Origin of the sequence: Nostoc sp. 'Peltigera membranacea cyanobiont' 210A, assembly GCF_002246015.1 — a bacterium.
In the GTDB taxonomy this organism is placed as follows: domain Bacteria; phylum Cyanobacteriota; class Cyanobacteriia; order Cyanobacteriales; family Nostocaceae; genus Nostoc.
Genome location: NZ_NOLJ01000009.1, coordinates 286218 through 302646, shown reverse-complemented (window position 1 = coordinate 302646; position 16429 = coordinate 286218). Strand labels below are relative to the sequence as shown.

17 protein-coding genes and 2 pseudogenes are annotated in these 16429 nt (G+C 42.1%); 3 read left to right on the top strand and 16 right to left on the bottom strand.

What is annotated here, in order from left to right:
- The first annotated feature begins 228 nt into the window (after nucleotides 1-228).
- Entirely contained in the window at nucleotides 229-852 is a 624-nt protein-coding gene (locus tag CDG76_RS27695; RefSeq protein ID WP_094352069.1) for a TetR/AcrR family transcriptional regulator, read from the top strand.
- A gap of 151 nt (nucleotides 853-1003) precedes the next feature.
- On the opposite strand, the gene CDG76_RS27690 is transcribed toward CDG76_RS27695, so the two are convergent.
- The 4 genes from CDG76_RS27690 to CDG76_RS27675 all read right to left on the bottom strand — a co-directional run bounded on the left by CDG76_RS27690 (nucleotide 1004) and on the right by CDG76_RS27675 (nucleotide 4357).
- Nucleotides 1004-2086, bottom strand: coding sequence for an energy-coupling factor ABC transporter ATP-binding protein (locus tag CDG76_RS27690; RefSeq protein ID WP_094352068.1), 1083 nt, complete (start codon nucleotides 2084-2086; stop codon nucleotides 1004-1006).
- Nucleotides 2083-2781 (bottom strand): ABC transporter permease, encoded by a 699-nt coding sequence (locus CDG76_RS27685; protein WP_094352067.1) that lies wholly within the window; start codon nucleotides 2779-2781, stop codon nucleotides 2083-2085. Before CDG76_RS27685 ends, CDG76_RS27690 begins: the two co-directional genes overlap by 4 nt.
- Before the next feature lie 83 nt (nucleotides 2782-2864).
- A complete protein-coding gene (locus CDG76_RS27680) occupies nucleotides 2865-3746 on the bottom strand; it encodes a substrate-binding domain-containing protein (protein WP_094352066.1) in 882 nt (293 codons plus the stop codon).
- A gap of 380 nt (nucleotides 3747-4126) precedes the next feature.
- Entirely contained in the window at nucleotides 4127-4357 is a 231-nt protein-coding gene (locus CDG76_RS27675; protein ID WP_094352065.1) for a hypothetical protein, read from the bottom strand.
- A 478-nt stretch (nucleotides 4358-4835) separates the two neighbouring features.
- On the opposite strand from CDG76_RS27675, the gene CDG76_RS27670 reads away from it, so the two are divergent.
- Together CDG76_RS27670 and CDG76_RS27665 are read left to right on the top strand one after the other, a co-directional pair.
- Entirely contained in the window at nucleotides 4836-5096 is a 261-nt protein-coding gene (locus CDG76_RS27670) for a hypothetical protein (protein WP_094352064.1), read from the top strand.
- Nucleotides 5089-5508: pseudogene (locus CDG76_RS27665) on the top strand (hypothetical protein). The gene CDG76_RS27670 and the pseudogene CDG76_RS27665 overlap by 8 nt, the downstream one beginning before the upstream one ends.
- 47 nt (nucleotides 5509-5555) lie before the next feature.
- Here CDG76_RS27665 and CDG76_RS27660 read toward each other — a convergent pair.
- From CDG76_RS27660 to nifV, 12 genes and pseudogenes are all read right to left on the bottom strand, one after another.
- A complete protein-coding gene (locus CDG76_RS27660) occupies nucleotides 5556-6158 on the bottom strand; it encodes a cytochrome c oxidase subunit 3 (protein WP_094352063.1) in 603 nt (200 codons plus the stop codon).
- Between the two features lie 166 nt (nucleotides 6159-6324).
- A complete protein-coding gene (gene ctaD, locus CDG76_RS27655) occupies nucleotides 6325-7974 on the bottom strand; it encodes a cytochrome c oxidase subunit I (protein WP_094352062.1) in 1650 nt (549 codons plus the stop codon).
- 66 nt (nucleotides 7975-8040) lie between these two features.
- Nucleotides 8041-9003: a cytochrome c oxidase subunit II gene (locus CDG76_RS27650; RefSeq protein ID WP_094352107.1), complete on the bottom strand. Its 963-nt coding sequence runs from the start codon at nucleotides 9001-9003 to the stop codon at nucleotides 8041-8043.
- A gap of 125 nt (nucleotides 9004-9128) precedes the next feature.
- On the bottom strand, nucleotides 9129-9734 hold the full coding sequence (locus tag CDG76_RS27645) for a DUF2231 domain-containing protein (RefSeq protein ID WP_094352061.1): 606 nt from the start codon (nucleotides 9732-9734) through the stop codon (nucleotides 9129-9131).
- On the bottom strand, nucleotides 9731-10225 hold the full coding sequence (locus tag CDG76_RS27640; RefSeq protein WP_094352060.1) for a DUF2231 domain-containing protein: 495 nt from the start codon (nucleotides 10223-10225) through the stop codon (nucleotides 9731-9733). The genes CDG76_RS27645 and CDG76_RS27640 overlap by 4 nt, the downstream gene beginning before the upstream one ends.
- Before the next feature lie 365 nt (nucleotides 10226-10590).
- Entirely contained in the window at nucleotides 10591-11262 is a 672-nt protein-coding gene (locus tag CDG76_RS27635; RefSeq protein WP_094352059.1) for an ISAs1 family transposase, read from the bottom strand.
- Nucleotides 11263-11424: 162 nt separating this feature from the next.
- Nucleotides 11425-11925 carry a phosphate-starvation-inducible PsiE family protein gene (locus tag CDG76_RS27630; RefSeq protein WP_223265417.1) on the bottom strand — a complete coding sequence of 167 codons (501 nt, stop codon included), beginning with the start codon at nucleotides 11923-11925 and terminating at the stop codon, nucleotides 11425-11427.
- A gap of 133 nt (nucleotides 11926-12058) precedes the next feature.
- Nucleotides 12059-12286 (bottom strand): hypothetical protein, encoded by a 228-nt coding sequence (locus CDG76_RS27625; RefSeq protein ID WP_094332482.1) that lies wholly within the window; start codon nucleotides 12284-12286, stop codon nucleotides 12059-12061.
- 611 nt (nucleotides 12287-12897) lie between these two features.
- Complete coding sequence (locus CDG76_RS27620; protein ID WP_094352057.1) at nucleotides 12898-13719, bottom strand: NADPH-dependent oxidoreductase; 822 nt, start codon at nucleotides 13717-13719, stop codon at nucleotides 12898-12900.
- 99 nt (nucleotides 13720-13818) lie between these two features.
- Nucleotides 13819-14529 (bottom strand): 2OG-Fe(II) oxygenase, encoded by a 711-nt coding sequence (locus tag CDG76_RS27615; protein WP_094352056.1) that lies wholly within the window; start codon nucleotides 14527-14529, stop codon nucleotides 13819-13821.
- Between the two features lie 462 nt (nucleotides 14530-14991).
- Nucleotides 14992-15132 (bottom strand): annotated as a pseudogene (locus CDG76_RS27610) (CopG family transcriptional regulator); the annotation flags it as partial.
- A 111-nt stretch (nucleotides 15133-15243) separates the two neighbouring features.
- Nucleotides 15244-16362, bottom strand: coding sequence for a homocitrate synthase (gene nifV / locus CDG76_RS27605; protein WP_094332489.1), 1119 nt, complete (start codon nucleotides 16360-16362; stop codon nucleotides 15244-15246).
- Nucleotides 16363-16429 lie beyond the last annotated feature (67 nt).

Sequence of the window (16429 nt, the reverse complement as noted above, 5' to 3'; positions counted from 1 at the left end):
CTGAAGTTCGGGGGGACTTTGGTCTGCTTGCAGTTCATCAATCACTTTTGGGATAAATCTTTTATTATTTACAGATAGTTTTTTCTTAAATCCTCAGAAAAAATCAAAGCTTTGGCGAATCAAAAAATAGAATAAGTAATCGATAAATAATATTATTTGCTATTTAACCAATTGGGTAAAGCAAACTTAATTGAACTTCCAGATTAATTAAATAACCTGGTGTTTAAAATGACTAAACCGAAAACAAACCGTAAATCTGTTCGCGATCGCATCCTAAGTACAGCATCAGGCTTGTTTTATCGAGAGGGAATTCGCAATGTCGGTATTGACAGAATTGTTGCGGAATCTGGCGTTGCTAAAATGTCACTCTACAATCATTTCAAGTCAAAGGATGCATTAATTGAAGCGTGGCTGCGACAACAGGATGAACAATGGTGTGAATGGCTCAAAACCACGATTGAGCAACGAGCTTCTAACCCATCCCAACAACTATTGGCAATATTTGATGCGTTACGGGAATGGTTTGAAAGCCCAGATTTCCGAGGTTGTGCATTCATTAATGCTTCAGTGGAACTAGCCAATGCTGACCATCCTGGACATCGAGTGGCATTGGAGCATCAACAATCGATTTACCGTTATATCAAGAGTCTAGCTCAAGCCGCAGAAGTTTCATCACCCGAACAGTTGGCCAGGCAACTGCTTCTCCTCGTGCAAGGTGCGATCGTGGTTGCGATGATGGAAGGAAGTTGGTCAACCGCTTCACAGGCGAAAAAAGTCGCGGCAGCACTAATTCAGACTGCATCAAAATCCGGTGTTGTCGAAACGGTTTTGACTGCCCAGTTAGAGTGCTGAGTATATTCATAAACCCGAACAAATACTTGCACCAGATGATGGTTTTAATAAGATAAATACTGCCGCGTGTAAAATTTTAGAATATTTTGCTAATTGGACTGACTAAATTCTTATTTATTCCACTATTTCTAGTATAAAACCGTCTCTCCTTCTAAACAAAATGTGCATCTTTAGGATTGAATGCTAGTTTAATTATCTCATGGGGATATACATTGCCAAATATATGATTCCGAGGCACCCTGGCGATTAAAGTTTGTTCTCCCACCTTAACCCAAATACTACAAATTCCAATACCATTTAAAACCCGTTCAACTAGTCCTTCAATAATTACCGAACACAGTTTGTGTCGCATTGAAGAACTTGCATCGTAAAGATTGAAAGTATCGCCAGATAAACAACATGTAGTAATTGGTTTTGTGATTTCCCCAGGATAGAAAAACTCTATCCCGTTTACAAGTTTGATAAAATTTCCACGGCTACTCCGTTCTACATGGCACGGAATAATATTATCTATCCCTACCAGTCTGGCAAGCTGCTCGTTAGCTGGTCGGCGGATGATAGTTTCCAAGTTATCATCCTGGACAATACAGCCGTCAAATAAAGCGATCGCTCGATCGGCAAAATGCAGTATATCTGTAAAATTATGACTGACTAATATAACTGCCGATCCCCTCGCTTGCGCCCATTGTCTAATTTTCTCGATCATCTGGGGACGTATTCCCACATCTAAAGAGGCAGAAGGCTCATCCAAAAGCAGCAATTCGGAATCAGCAACTAAACCGCAGGCAATACAAACTCGTTTCGCTTCACCACCAGACAGAGAACGAGCTGACTGATTTGCTAAGTGTTCACAGCCAAAAGTTGTTAGTGCAGTATGTACCCTTTGCTTAATCTTGTGTGTTGGTGTGCCGCGAAACTTTAATACCTTAGCAACATTATTAAAAACAGTGTCATCCAGTAGTAAGGTTTCCTGAAAGACCAAAGCCGAACGACGACGCAACAATGTTTTATTGGTATTATGGACATCCTCTCCAAATAATTGCATCTCACCACAGTAAGGTTGCAAGAGATTGATTGTTCTTAACAAAGTGCTTTTACCAGCACCATTGGGGCCAATCACAGCAACCAGTTCCCCTGGACGGACTGTAAAATTGTTAATTGACAGGATATTCTTACGTGGTTTGCTAGCGACGCTCACCTGTCGCATATTCAGAACATATTCGTTAGTACTCATAGGATTTTCTTGTCATGCTGTAGGATAGTCAGCAACACGATTACGGTGTATGTGATGATCAGGAGGATGTATGCGATCGCTATTGCAACATCGTAATTTCCTTTCCCTACCTCCGTAACGATCGCTGTAGTCAGGACTCTAGTCTGCCCCTTAATATTGCCGCCCACCATCATGGATGCACCAACTTCCGAGATGACGCGACCAAAACCAGCCATGATTGCAGCCATTAACCCTAACCGTGCTTCCTTGATTAGCAACCAGTTGGCTTGCCACTGTGTCGCCCCCATTGATAACAATCGCCAGCGTAGCTTCGGATTAATACTGATAATTGCCGCAAAACTGAAGCCAGCAACAATTGGAAAAGCAATGATGGTTTGGGCGACGATCATAGCTATGGGTGTATAAATTAAATCCAGATTTCCCAATGGGCCAGATCGCCACAAAAACATACTGACGAATAAACCGACTACGACGGGTGGTAATCCCATACCGAAGTTAATCAAACTAGTCAGAGTTTGTTTGCCGATGAAATCCACTAATGCTAGCCACAGTCCTAATGGTAGTCCCAGTAAAACGCTAATGGCTGTAGCTGTTCCAGATACAAACAATGTCATCGTCATGACTTGGAAAACGTCACTATCACCACTGGTTAATAGCTCAAAAGCTTTGAAAGCTCCTTCGATGATTGTATTCACAAATACAAATCTCTTAAAAAATTGGGAAATAATACTCAAATATGCAGTAAAGCAACTCTTAACGAGCTGATACTCAAGTTTCTTTAAAAGCCATAATCTTTCTCCGTTTTACCGGCATCAACATAAAATAGCGGTTGTTTGAACTCTTTTTTGCCGTGGGCTGCAATTATTGTCTGTCCTTCAGGAGATAAGACAAAATTAATAAACGCTTTAGCTCCTGCACTATTGACTCTGGGGTACTTCTTAGAATTTACCTCCATCACATGGTAAAGATTTAACAGTTTCTTATCTCCTTGCACCAGTACAGGCAAAGACAGATTTTTCTGCTGAAATATATACGTTGCCCGATCTGCTAAGGTATATCCCAGTTTTTGATTAGCAACTTGCAAAGTTTCCGCCATTCCTGAACCTGTTTGCTGATACCAAGTTCCAGATGGTGTGACGTTTGCCTGTTTCCATAAATCTTTTTCTAGTTTGTTAGTACCTGAGTCATCACCCCGCGATACAAACAATGCTTGATTTTTGGCAATGAGACTGAACGCTTCCACAGCATTCTTTTTCCCTCTAATCTTTGCTTTGTCTGCATCTGGCCCGACAATCACAAAGTCATTGTGCATTACCAAGTGGCGATTAATCACCGCACCACCCTCCAAAACTTTGCGTTCGGCTTTCGGTGAATTGACGAATAGCGCGTCAACCTCACCTTTTTCAGCCAGAGCCAAGGCCTGTCCGGTGCCGACTGCAACCTTTTTCAGCCTATATCCTGTTTTCTTTTCAATCGCCGGAACTAAATCATCTAGCAGCCCACTATCCTCAATACTGGTTGTCATCGCCACAATGACATTTTTACTTCCTGAAGACTGTCCAAAAGTTGGCTCTTGGTTGAATATACTACCAAAGCTGATGCAAAGAATCGCCACGAGAATTACCAAATACCTATGACGCAAAGCCCGATGATTGATCATTGCACTCTCCTAGCAATCTGTACGCCAATATTCTTTACTATGGCAAGCAAAGCTTACATTGAGGAGTATAGGCAAGATTGATTAGGAAAGCAACTATATTTATGTTGTTTTCCAGACAATTTTGATGATGAGAAGAATTCCTGACAAGATGCTGACATCTTAGTTTTTACCCAGCATGGCATTTCCTTAGAAGAACTTGACAGAAGTCCTGGTATAGCTTTAGACCGCTTTGTTTCAGTCGTTGTGACGTAGTTTAGAGATATTTGATGGAATGCGATCGCAGTCTTTGATCAACTGCGATCGCAACAGGTTCGTGTGTCCACGATGGATTTAAGAATAGTAATGGTCGGCATCCAGGCAGCCCTAGATATTAAAGGAGGCTATTCTCCTGGCATCAGTAAGCGGTAAAGGAAGTTTTTACTTACTTGGTTCTGTCTAGCCATTTCTAGAAGTAGTATATCTCCATTTTTGAGGGGGACAAAAAAGCATTGAGCATCTAGGTAATCATCGTTGCGTAATCCTTCATCAGCAACCTTTGTTTCCTCTATCTCTTCATAGTTCAAGTAATGCTCTTTGTCCTCAACATCTACTACATTAAATACGATTGGCATTGGCTTTTAAGGTACAAGAGTACATTGTCGAGCATAAATCGTATAGTTGCTCCAATTCGTTGGTTTAGTTGCAAAATACAATCCTCATGGGATGTCCTGATATGGTTCGGGATCTCAGGATTCCAAGGATATCTAATGCGCCTTTGGTATTGTAATTAAGTCATTAATTAGGCAACTTTTAACAAATGAATGCAACTATTTTTTTCAGGTATTTGGCACTCATCACTTCATCAATTATCCGCGGAGAAATGCTAACATTATTCGTGAATATGCTCTGCTATTGCAAATTATTCAGTGTTTGGTAACGGCTCCTATTTTATTATTTAATGCTGGAGCGATCGCAACGTGTTCGTGCGTCCACGATGGATTTAAGAATAGCAGCGTTGGCGGAGGCATCGCCGGATTAACTTAACTCAGTCAGAAAGTGCTAATGTCTGACTGAGCTAAACTAAACGTATATCATCTCAAAATAAGCTATATGGCTCTGGGCGAAATTTTACCAACCGTCAGTCAACTATCTCATGAAGATAAACTTCGACTAATCCACTTTCTCCTGCTTGCAGTTGCGAAAGAAGAAGGGTACAGCTTAGAAAATACTAAAGAGAGTGATTCAACGAAAGCACTTCTAAATCAACTGGCATCAACTCAAGGAGTTGTCTGGTCTCCTCAAGCAACTCCTGAAGCAATTCAAGCATTGTCAGACCTGCTAGTGGCAGCACAAGGAGCCGCCAATGCTTGATGGTCATCGCTTTCTGTTCACGGAGCGAACCGATAGTCAAGGGCGATCGAGCGTTATGCCATATTTGCCCTTAACCCTTACCAACGGAAGCCTTTCTACAGAAGCGATCGCGCTACTAGATACAGGTGCAAGTGTTAATGTTCTACCTTACGAAATTGGCTTACAGTTAGGAGCAGTTTGGCAAGAGCAGACCGTTCCTATTCAGTTGAGTGGAAATTTGGCTCTTAATGAGGCACGAGGCTTAGTGCTGTCTGGTGAAGTTGCTCCGTTCTCGCCTGTCTTGCTTGCATTTGCCTGAACTCAATCGAAAGATACACCTATAATCCTGGGACACATGAACTTTTTTGCAGAGTTTAACGTGTGTTTTTATCGACACGAGTTAGCGTTTAAAGTTTGTCCAAGAGCAAAGTGAAGGGTGTTGCACAACCAGGAGCCTAATAAGTGGTTAACAACAAGGTGTTATTGCCAGATATAAATAAGGACAAACAAAACAATCCAGATTACATCAACAAAGTGCCAAAAAATAGAAGTGGCATTTACACCAAAATGACCTGTGTCGTAGTTACCAGGAATGAAAGAGCGACCAAAAACAAGTATCTGCAATAAAATGCCAGTAAGCACGTGCAAACCGTGGAAACCTGTTAGTAAGTAGAACATCCCACCAAAAACACCTGTGGTAAAGCCAAAAGAAAGATGGCTCCATTCGATCGCTTGTCCGACTAAAAAGTAACTTCCCATTGCAATGGAAAGCATTAAAAACTGGCGAAATGTTATCAAGTCGTGGCGTGCAAGGGCGCGTTCTGCCAAGTAGATGACAAAGCTACTAGAAACAAGAATTACCGTATTAATTGCCGGATCTCTGACTTCCAGTCCAGAAACACCAGCTGGTAGCCAGTCAGGATTTGCTGTTTTATAGACAATATATGCTGTAAAAAAACCGAGAAAAATGAAAGTCTCTGACAGCAGGAAGACAATGAAGCCGAACATCTTGCTGCCTTCTTTATCATGGGTATGCTCGTGTGAGAGATGATCTGATTCTTCTGAAATAATGGAACTGTCCATTGCTTGAAACTCCTATATATTTATCTCACGCAGAGGTACAGAGAAAGAAAAGAGAGCAAAGTAGTAAGTTTGCGATCGCGTAATACCTCATCTCAAACTCTCTGCGTCTCTCTGCGTGAACCTCTGCGTACCTTTGCGTTTAAAAATCAACCATTTGGCCTGCTCTCTAATGCTCGGCCACCAATGGTTCAGATTTACCGTAGCCGTAGGGTTCACCCACAACAACTGGAATTTCCTCAAAGTTCTCAACAGGAGGTGGTGAAGCAACTAGCCACTCCAGTCCAATTGCTCGCCAAGGATTCTTCGATGCTTGTTCGCCATGTATCCAAGAACCAATCATATTTAGAATGAAGGGTAAGGTGGATACACCTAGCAAAAATCCGCCGATACTGGCGATAATATTCCAAAATTCATACTCTGGGGCATAAGAAGAAACTCGACGCAACATTCCCTGTAATCCTAGTGGGTGCATTGGAAAGAAGTTGAGGTTAGTGCCAATGAACGCCAGCCAGAAATGCAACTTGCCCAAGCCTTCGTAATACATACGTCCAGTCATCTTGGGGAACCAGAAGTAAATAGCAGCAAACATCCCCATTGTCACCGTGCCATATAGAACATAGTGGAAGTGACCCACCACATAGTAAGTGTTGTTGACATGGACATCAATAGGAACAGAGGAAAGGGTAATGCCAGTGATACCTGCAAATACAAACAATATTAATGCACCAAACGCAAACAGCATTGGTGTATCAAATCGTAGCTTGCCACCCCAAATCGTTGCAGTCCAGGCAAACACCTTAATGCCAGTGGGGACAGAAACGAACATGGTTGTGAGCATGAAAAACAGTCGCATCCAGCCTGGAGTACCACTGACGTATAAATGGTGTACCCAGACTATACCGCTAACTCCAGCAATCAGGAGTGATGAAATAGCGACAATCTTATAGCCAAACAGAGGTTTACGAGCAAAAACAGGGAATATCTCTGAAAAGACTCCGAAGACTGGCAGAATGATCACGTAAACAGCAGGGTGAGAGTAGAACCAGAAAAAGTGCTGAAATAGAACTGGGTCGCCTCCCTTGGCGGGGTCAAAAAAGCTAGTTCCAACTGTTAAGTCGAGTAAAAGCATGACTGCACCTGCTGTTAAGACAGGTAGTCCAAACAGTTGGATAATCTGGGCGCTGAATACATTCCAAACAAAGATGGGCATACGGAAGAATGTCATCCCAGGTGCGCGCATCTTCACAACCGTGGTGACAAAGTTAATCGCCCCCATAATTGAGGAAACACCTGATATTGCCACTGCTAGAAGCCAGATTACTTGACCATTGATTAAGTTTCCTGTAGGGTTTTGCAGACTAACGGGAGGATATGACCACCAACCGGCTTGCGCTGGCCCACCGGGTACAAAGAAGCTGGCCATCAGTAGGATAGCAGCGATCGGTATCATCCAGAAGGCGACAGCATTGAGTCTGGGAAACGCCATATCTCGCGCCCCAATCATCAGAGGTACAAGATAGTTAGCAAAACCTGTAAGTATGGGGAATGTCCATCCAAATAGCATCACAGTGCCGTGCATGGTGAACATTGCATTATAAACACTACGGTCAACTAGGTCTGATTCTGGGGTAATCAATTCCCCACGAATGATCATTGCAAATATGCCACCAACTAAAAAGAGAATGAAAGCGGTAACAATATACTGAATACCGATAACTTTGTGGTCTGTGCTAAAGCTAAAGTATTGTTTCCAGTCTGTTCTAGGTTTCTGTTGAGGTGCGTTACCTGTAATGTCTTCAACGGAAATATTTGTCATTTGTCCTTTGTCCTTTGTCCTTTGTGATTTGTGATTTGTCCAAAACCAATAACTAATGACTAATGACTAATTGCTGTAATTAACTACAGGGGCTTGTGCGGGTGCTACCGTAATCCAGCCTTTGATTAATTCTTTTGATTCTTGGGCATATTCGGAAGCTGCTTGATTATTTGCAGTACATGGTTTACGGTTTGCTGCTTGGTGCAGCCATTTTTTGTAATCTTCGGGGGACTCGACAACGACATTTGCCCGCATGGTTGCAAAGTAAGTACCGCTAAATTCGGAATCGGTCAATTCATATTTGCCAATACGGATGGGGGTGAATTCAAAGTCAATGTTGCGGTTGGGAATGATGTCTTGCTTGACTCGGAAAGCCGGAATATAAAAGCCGTGGAGAACATCCTCAGATTGCATAGCTAAACGGATGCGATGATTTACGGGTAAATGTAGTTCGGTGCTGGTGATTCCTGTTTTTGGATAGCGGAAAACCCAAGCCCACTGTTTGGCATTAACTTCAATGTCTTCAAATGGGATTACATTTGATGTAGCATCAGTTGATACAATTGAGGAAGTCGGGGAGGCGGAAACTATGCCTGCATCTCCGTTAATTGGTGCAGCAGATGCCGATTTCATCCCTATTGGAATATGCAGATGCATAGCTTCCATTGGGCCTTGAATCCCCATTTGCTCATAGATTTGGTAGCTGTAGGTGGCAATCCAAAACACTAGCAATACAGGAATTGCAGTCCAGACAATTTCTAGTGTGATATTTCCTTCAATTGGGGGGCCATCGCTGGTATCATACTTCTCTGCTCGATGGAAAATTGCTGAGTAGATGAGTGTTCCTGTGACTCCAAGGAAGATAAATGCTCCTAGCGTGATTAAGAAACTAAACAACTTATCGACAAGCTGCGATTCTGCTGCGGCTTGAGGAGGCATCCAGGAATACGTCCACTGCCCTATCAAAAGACTAACAGCAGTTAAGGCGATCGCGATCGCACTCAAGATCAAAATATTTCGGATTTTCATAGCCATAAAAGTCATTGGTCATTGGTCATTGGTCATTAATCATTAGTCATTGGTTATTTACAAGGGACAAATGACATAGACGCCTTAGCGGCTTCCCGCAGGGTAGGACAAGTAACTAACATCGATTACTTCAGCAGTAAGTTGGGGTCTTTGCCCAACCGCAACAATATATCAGCAGTATTGTGAACTCCAAACTCAGCAGCTAAGTGCGCCCCTAGCGTACCGTGGATAAACATGATAAACATGATGAACAGTCCAGAAACTAAATAAGTCCACTGCACTTGTTGACTGTCATTCGGACGCCAAATATAACGCTGAAATCCTCTCCAAATAGCCATCCCAAGAATCAGTGCTAGTAGAAAAACACCACCCACTCCATGCCAAAGCATTGTTTCCATAGCTGACAATCCCCAGGCACTCTTTACTCCAGTGAGTGGTTCTGCCAACATGATTTCGTAAAAACCTGCTGCTACCGTAAAAATTGTGATGAGTGCCGAACCTAGCATATTGTACCAGCCAGCATCAAAGAAGCTAGAACGAGTGGCTGGAACTGCTAAAAACTTGAAGATTGGTTGTTGTAGAGGGAAGAATGCACCAATCAAATCAAAGGTAATGCCAAGGATGAACAAACCTATAGTGAGATGAACTAAATTTGGGTGAATGGGTATAGTGTAGGGCAACCCATTTGCTCCCATCTGAGTCTTTAATTGCTCAATAACTTCAGGGTTCATTGCAGTAAGCCCTCCTTTATAGCTTCAACAACTGGTACAGTGTGCAACCCATATACCCAAACCAATTCATCTCCGAAATACACTTGTATGCCTACCAAAACAGTCAAAAATAGACTTGCTGCTAGGTAATAAACTGATATTTTTTCTGGAGTGCGGCAATGAATCACGTAACGCCAAGCTGTAATAGCTGCCAGAATTCCTGCAAGTGACCAGCCAAGGAGCGTATGTAAATTAAGTACTGGTTGAACTGCGTTATAAGGTTGTGCTAAACCTGCTTCAAATTGACCAAAAATAACGGCGATGAAGATGGAAATTGTAGCGAAAAACATATTCCACCAACTCACCTCAAAAAGACGGTAGTTGCTAGTAAAGTATCCAATGACATCACACACGAAGGCAAACAACACCATTGCAATCACAAAATGGACAATGATGGGATGTATCGTATCAGGATACGGTAAATTATGGTTATTCAGAAGATTCTCAAGCATGGTATTCTACTGATATGTTAGTTAGTGTTTAGTGCTGAACAATCAATACTTCACAATCTTTTGATTTCTACAACAACTTAGATTGCATTTAAAATCCTTCTAAATAACAACAGCAATTCTGATGAGGAGAATTCTTTCACAGAGTAGCTTGATTCTGATAGGCAAAAGCTCACTGGAATGAATATAGAATAGCAAGTTATCGAAAAAGGTTTTACTCGTTGGTAAATGCTGACGAACGAGTTACTACTTTCCATCTGTGAAGTCAAACAATGATGGAGAAATTGGGAGCGGCATTACTCTTACGTATTTTGGAATCATCCTTGGCTGATTGTTTTTGACCGCAATCACGTAATTATTTCCACAGTCTATGGATTAACTGGCAAGTTTTTTTGGCAGTGCAAAGAATCAAAGCTAAATACAGCATTTTTTAGCTCCAAAGCCGCAATTAAATTTTGCACTACTACGATTTCCCTCTCTTCCTTGTTTTGGATCTCTTCCATATTGACTACTAGTCCTCTTTTACTCGCAAACACTGTTACGATACTGACAAAATTCTGACATGATTTTTCGTAGTCTTGGACTGTTTCCTTAATGCTTTTACCGTCGATACGACACCACTCAGATTCTTCTATTTCAACGTAGTTTTGCGCCCAGTGATTAAATTTTGTCACCAGTTTATCAAAATCGACTCCCATCGCTATACGCCTGATAGTTGAGTATGAGGGAACACCGTGCTTTTGTATTTCAAACGTTTTGATTAACGCTCGACGATGCCGTTTGACGAAATCCCCCCACGCACGATACCCAACATATCCACTCATAGTGCCCATTATTACAAACAGCAACACCAACCATAGTGGATGTCTTCGACCATCACTTGTTCTGAAGTCTTCTACTTGCCGCAGATGTTCAATCAGACAAGCACCCATGATTCTTATCCCCTCAACACTTGCAATTTTACCTGTTTTAGGGAATGAAACAGCCCTGCCTGCTCCCTGTTCCTTGTCCTCTTCAATGACTAAATAGGCTTTGGACATTATTATGCCCTAAGCTCATAAAGAGAATTGCTAGTTTTGGAGTGTACTTTATTTTTTTGAAGAATTTTGTACTTTTTATTCTCCATATATAAAGAATATCATACATTTGTTAAATTTACTTGCGATCGCCAACTAATTTTCAAACAGTATTTGTCGTTACAATTAATCAGAAGCTAGAGAGTTTTTAGGCAACAGTTGCACTTTTTCTACTGTTTCTGGGTTAGCAATTTTGACCTGTTCAAGAAAACGAGATATCCAAGGTAAAGCCACCATAATTACTGTTAAAACCATCAGAAATAGAGCTATTCCAAAAATTTGATCGCGGGGAATTTCGAGTACACCACGTAAAATGACCTCTCTTAAAGCAGAAACAATAGTAATTTCTACTGCTGCGGTAACAGATGTTCGCTGTTGTTGTAGATGGTCAATTAACAGGCGGAACAACTCTACTAAAATCAAAATGAACAGGATATCAGATGTTACTTGTCGTAAATCTAATGGACTCAAAAAGGAGAAAAACATATCTCCCAGTCGGATGAGCATCACACAGAACAAACCAAGGCAGAGAGAAATGATAATAAAGTCTTGAAAAAATTCCAGGTTACGTACAATTGTATTTCTTTGTAACCAGTTATTGAAACTTAAAGTTATCCCCTTTAGCATGGTATTTCCTAATAGACTAGATTCATTTATCTCCATAACTGAAATAGTGCTGAGTATCTAGCATCGATTACTCAGCACTTGGAACTGTATTCAATCCCCATTTAGATATGGGGTTTAACTCAGCCCTATTAAACTATTTGGAACCGTTGAGTTTATGGGCGGTTTCGGCAGTTTTCATCTTTGATGCTGCGGTTGTTAAGTTATTCGCAGCTTTGACGATCTCTTCTAAGGTTTCGTTAACCAGATTTTCATCAAGAGAGGTTTCTGATAAGTAAGTTTCGATGAAAATCTCCACTCGACTAACAATTATTTTGCTTTGAGAGCGTAGTCTGTTGAGGTCTTTGGTAGATAGATTATTCATTGTTTGAAGTTCCTTTGGTTTCGCGGGTTAATTCTACATTTTTAGTCAGCAATTCTCAGTCAAAGAGCTATTCTTACAGGTCAGCCCTTTTTTGAAAGATAAAGCTTGCTGGAATACCCATTAAATTGTTCGCCTGTTGACTGCTTAAATGCCTTCAGATTCCCAAAATTCGTACAAAGGTTTCAAGCAGGAGAATTGCTATATCTGACAAGTTAGCGAGTCTATTTTAGGACTTACGCACTGAAAACTAAGGTTTGAGATTGCTTCTATTGGAGATGCTGCACTCGCAATGACATAATTTTGTCATGGTGCCTAAGTTCTTATCTATTGCTTAGACTTATGCACCGAAATCATCTTTTGAAACTGAAGTGTAGGGTTTTGAGTCTTTAAGTGTCAAAAGCTTTGGTGCAGATATCAGAAGTTCTCCTCTGGTCGCCGCAGCGCATAGTTTACTTGAGACGAGTAGTCTGTCAAATTCATTTTGATGGTTAAAGAGACACGATAAATCGCCGTCTCTACTCTTAATTTATCCATCAATTATTTATTGACAGACTACTAAAGATAGGGTGGATGCTTACCCTGTATCTTTGTATTCTGGCTGTTGACTCCTTTTATAACAACTTGAAGCCGAAGTTATTCAGAGTCTCACGCAAATCTTTACACCCTTTTAAATAGTCTAAAGTGGCTATTCGCTCGGCTGAATGTTGCGACCAATCACCAGCGACATTCATCTTTTGTTCAGTGTAGAACTCTTTCATGATATCATTATAGTGAGCGATCGCCTCATCTTGCTCTGCCAATTTATAGGTTTCTCGGTGGAATACAGCTGGCTGGGGTAGACGCGGCTTAACAACAGGTTGTGCTTCAGGATTGGGATAACCCACACACAACCCAAACACAGGGAATACAAAAGGTGGCAAATTCAATAACGTAGCTACCTCTTGGGTACTTTTGCGGATTGCGCCGATATATACCGTTCCTAAACCAACAGATTCAGCAGCTACGATCGCATTTTGCGCTGCGACTGAAGCATCGACTATTGCTTTAACCAACAGTTCTACGTAATCCAGAGCTACGGGAGTTAGTCCGCGACTATCAGCAACATGAGCCAGACGACCTAAATCTGCTAACCAAACGAAGAATACGGGAGCTTGGTTAATCCATACTTGGTTGTTAGCCAGCCTGCATAATTCTGCTTTGCGTTCTTGATCTTCAACTGCTACTACACTCCAGGTTTGCATATTAGCTGAACTAGGAGCAGATTGAGCAGCAGCAACTAGCCATTCCAGAGTTCCTGGTGGTAAAGGCTTAGATAGATAAGACCGGACTGAACGGTGGGCTATTAGGGTTTCTAGAGATTCGTTCCAATCAATTTCGTGATTGAAGGGAACTTCACCGTAGCGCGATCGCAGTAGTTCTGTAGGATTAGTCATAGTCAGCTTTTGAACCTGAACACTTTTTTACGATTAAGGAAGAAGCAGAAAATCAGGAGGCTGATTAACTGACAAAAATAGAGAGAAAAGACTTGATTACTACGCAGCTAGCTGGGTTTCTCCGAAATCTGAAATTAGATCGTTCCGAAAAAAAGCAACTCGTAAGGCTAGCCGATACTCAGATGCAGGACAAGTAAGCGGAGTTACCGTATGCCAAGAATTGTCAGAACGCGCGATCGCAACTGAGGAATCACTAAGGGGTAGAATATCTTGGAAGGCAGATTCCGGCTGGGAGTCTTTGAGAATTCGCAAACAGCCTCCCCAATCTACAGACCATTGTTGATTGAAAAATAGCAGATGAGTTAAAACTTTGTTCGGCTCGTCTGTATGAGGGTGATGTAAGTGTCCTGAGCTATACCGACGAAATCCAATATCCATTACACAGTCTTTTAGTTCCAACCCAGACATTTCAGCTAAAGCTTTGCGGTAAGAATCTGTCCACAATCCTTCTATCAACTGTCGCCAGACTTTACTCAGGTGTCTCAAGTCATAAGTAAGTCTGCCTTGTGCCATCCGCTCTCGCCAGCGATTATCGCTAGATTTGAGCATCAAGGAAATATCCTCGTTAGTTGCAAGCATCTTTCCCCAAGAGTATCCGTATCCCTCTCCCTCCGACAGGCGAAATTCTTCGTGGGGAAAACTCGCAGTTAGTTCTAAGCTTGCTTCTGGTGAAAGCAGGTTTTTGATCAAAGCCCAATTGTATGGGACTTTTTGCATTGCTGTGGTACGAATGGAATCAAAATTAAGCATGGTAGAAAAAAGGTATTGCTAAAATTAACCAATCATGATTACCCTGGACATCAAGTGGTATTGAACTAGAGGCTGGGGACTAGGGAATGGGGACTGGGGAATGGGGAATGGGGAATGGGGAATGGGGATTAGGCACTAGGCACTAGGGAATGGGGACTGAGAAGATTTAAGATGGGAATTTAGATCCCAAGCAAATCTGATTCATATTTTCTTGCCCAGTACCCAGTACTCATTACCCAGTCCTGAAGCGCCCTGATCGCAATAATTTTGTAGGATTTGTCATTGTCATAGCCAACTTTTGAACTTGAACGCTTTTTTACGATTTCAGAGGGATTACCAACCTCATTGCAAATTTGTTTAGGTGCAAGACAACTCGCTTTACCGATAGCGGTTCTTCACCACTGCTCAAAATAAGTCCAGATCAACCTCTCCAGGATCAAACTGCTTTCCCTGCTGTTTGAGTGATTGTCCTTGGAGACTACGCAACAGGGAGCGCAAAACATCAGTCTTAGTGCGTTGGAACCGCTTGCAGTACTGCTCTAGAAGTTGCCGTTCTTCTGGAGACAATTGAAAAGTGATCCATCCTTGCTCTTTTCTCGGCATAGCTATTACCAACATAATTGGTAATATTCTAGCAATTGGTACAATAACTGCAATCGCTAACCAGAGACGGAATTGTGATGCTTTCTTAACCCTCCCGACTCCTCATTGAGTTCACCTTTGGGGAACAAAACTCAGGAGTTCTTCAACAGTGAGACTGCGCTTAACTTTTACTGACTCATGCTTTACAGCATCCAGCACTGATTGAATTTCTGGCTGACTGAGTATGATTCCATGTTCTTGTAGGACACTGATGATCAGATGCCGACCGGAATGTTTGCCTACAACAAGGCGACGTTCCCAACCAACATCTTCCGGCGCAAAAGGTTCGTAAGTACCAGGATTTTGCAACACACCGTGAGCATGAATCCCTGACTCGTGTGCAAAAGTATTTTCACCCACGATCGCTTTCCAGGGAGGAACCGGCCAATTAGCAGCTTTAGCAACTAACCGTGACAGTTCCAGCAACCGTTTTGTATTAATACCTGTTGGGATGTTGTAGAGGTGTTTCAGTGCCATCACAATTTCTTCCAGCGCCGCATTACCTGCGCGTTCACCAATCCCATTTACTGTAGTGTTAACTGATCGCGCTCCTGCTTCAATACCAGCTAGCGAGTTCGCCATTGCCAGTCCAAAATCATTATGCGTGTGCATTTCTATGGGAATGAATAGATGATGCACAAGGGAGCGAACTTTGCTGTAAGTGTTCAGAGGGTCGAGAATTCCTACAGTGTCACAAAAGCGAAACCGGAAAGCTCCCAACTCTTGAGCATAATACGCCACATCCAGTAAGAAAGATGGATCGGCTCTGGAAGAATCTTCTCCGCCAACAGATACAGCTAAACCGCGATCGCAAGCGAAATTAATCGCATCCCGCAGAAGATCCAGCATAACCTGCTGCTTACCCCCAAACTTGGCGGCAATCTGAATTTCTGAGACGGGAACGGAAATATGCACCCGTTCCAAACCACAATCTATAGATGCCTGGATATCGGACAATTTAGCACGGTTCCAGCCAAGTAACTGGGCATTTAATCCCAGATTAGCGATCGCTCGGATCGACTCTGCTTCTTCCTGTCCCATTGCCGGAACGCCAATTTCCAATTCTGGAACACCAATGGCATCAAGAAAAGTAGCGATCGCAATTTTTTCTTCAACATTAAAGGCTACACCTGCGGCTTGTTCGCCATCTCGCAAGGTTGTATCGTTAATGTGAACGGGATGTTTATTCATCGTGAAGTCATGATTCATGATCCGCTAACTTGTTGGGTGATTTTGATTTGCTTCAGTAATTCGCAAT

Bases quoted from the DNA above. Each gene is read 5' to 3' on its own strand.
- CDG76_RS27650 (WP_094352107.1), bottom strand. From the start codon at position 9,003: ATGAAAATCCGAAATATTTTGATCTTGAGTGCGATCGCGATCGCCTTA.
- nifV (WP_094332489.1), bottom strand. From the start codon at position 16,362: ATGAATAAACATCCCGTTCACATTAACGATACAACCTTGCGAGATGGC.
- CDG76_RS27695 (WP_094352069.1), top strand. From the start codon at position 229: ATGACTAAACCGAAAACAAACCGTAAATCTGTTCGCGATCGCATCCTA.
- CDG76_RS27660 (WP_094352063.1), bottom strand. From the start codon at position 6,158: ATGGACAGTTCCATTATTTCAGAAGAATCAGATCATCTCTCACACGAG.
- ctaD (WP_094352062.1), bottom strand. From the start codon at position 7,974: ATGACAAATATTTCCGTTGAAGACATTACAGGTAACGCACCTCAACAG.
- CDG76_RS27675 (WP_094352065.1), bottom strand. From the start codon at position 4,357: ATGCCAATCGTATTTAATGTAGTAGATGTTGAGGACAAAGAGCATTAC.
- CDG76_RS27615 (WP_094352056.1), bottom strand. From the start codon at position 14,529: ATGCTTAATTTTGATTCCATTCGTACCACAGCAATGCAAAAAGTCCCA.
- CDG76_RS27690 (WP_094352068.1), bottom strand. From the start codon at position 2,086: ATGAGTACTAACGAATATGTTCTGAATATGCGACAGGTGAGCGTCGCT.
- CDG76_RS27620 (WP_094352057.1), bottom strand. From the start codon at position 13,719: ATGACTAATCCTACAGAACTACTGCGATCGCGCTACGGTGAAGTTCCC.
- CDG76_RS27635 (WP_094352059.1), bottom strand. From the start codon at position 11,262: ATGTCCAAAGCCTATTTAGTCATTGAAGAGGACAAGGAACAGGGAGCA.
- CDG76_RS27670 (WP_094352064.1), top strand. From the start codon at position 4,836: ATGGCTCTGGGCGAAATTTTACCAACCGTCAGTCAACTATCTCATGAA.
- CDG76_RS27645 (WP_094352061.1), bottom strand. From the start codon at position 9,734: ATGAACCCTGAAGTTATTGAGCAATTAAAGACTCAGATGGGAGCAAAT.
- CDG76_RS27630 (WP_223265417.1), bottom strand. From the start codon at position 11,925: ATGCTAAAGGGGATAACTTTAAGTTTCAATAACTGGTTACAAAGAAAT.
- CDG76_RS27625 (WP_094332482.1), bottom strand. From the start codon at position 12,286: ATGAATAATCTATCTACCAAAGACCTCAACAGACTACGCTCTCAAAGC.
- CDG76_RS27680 (WP_094352066.1), bottom strand. From the start codon at position 3,746: ATGATCAATCATCGGGCTTTGCGTCATAGGTATTTGGTAATTCTCGTG.
- CDG76_RS27640 (WP_094352060.1), bottom strand. From the start codon at position 10,225: ATGCTTGAGAATCTTCTGAATAACCATAATTTACCGTATCCTGATACG.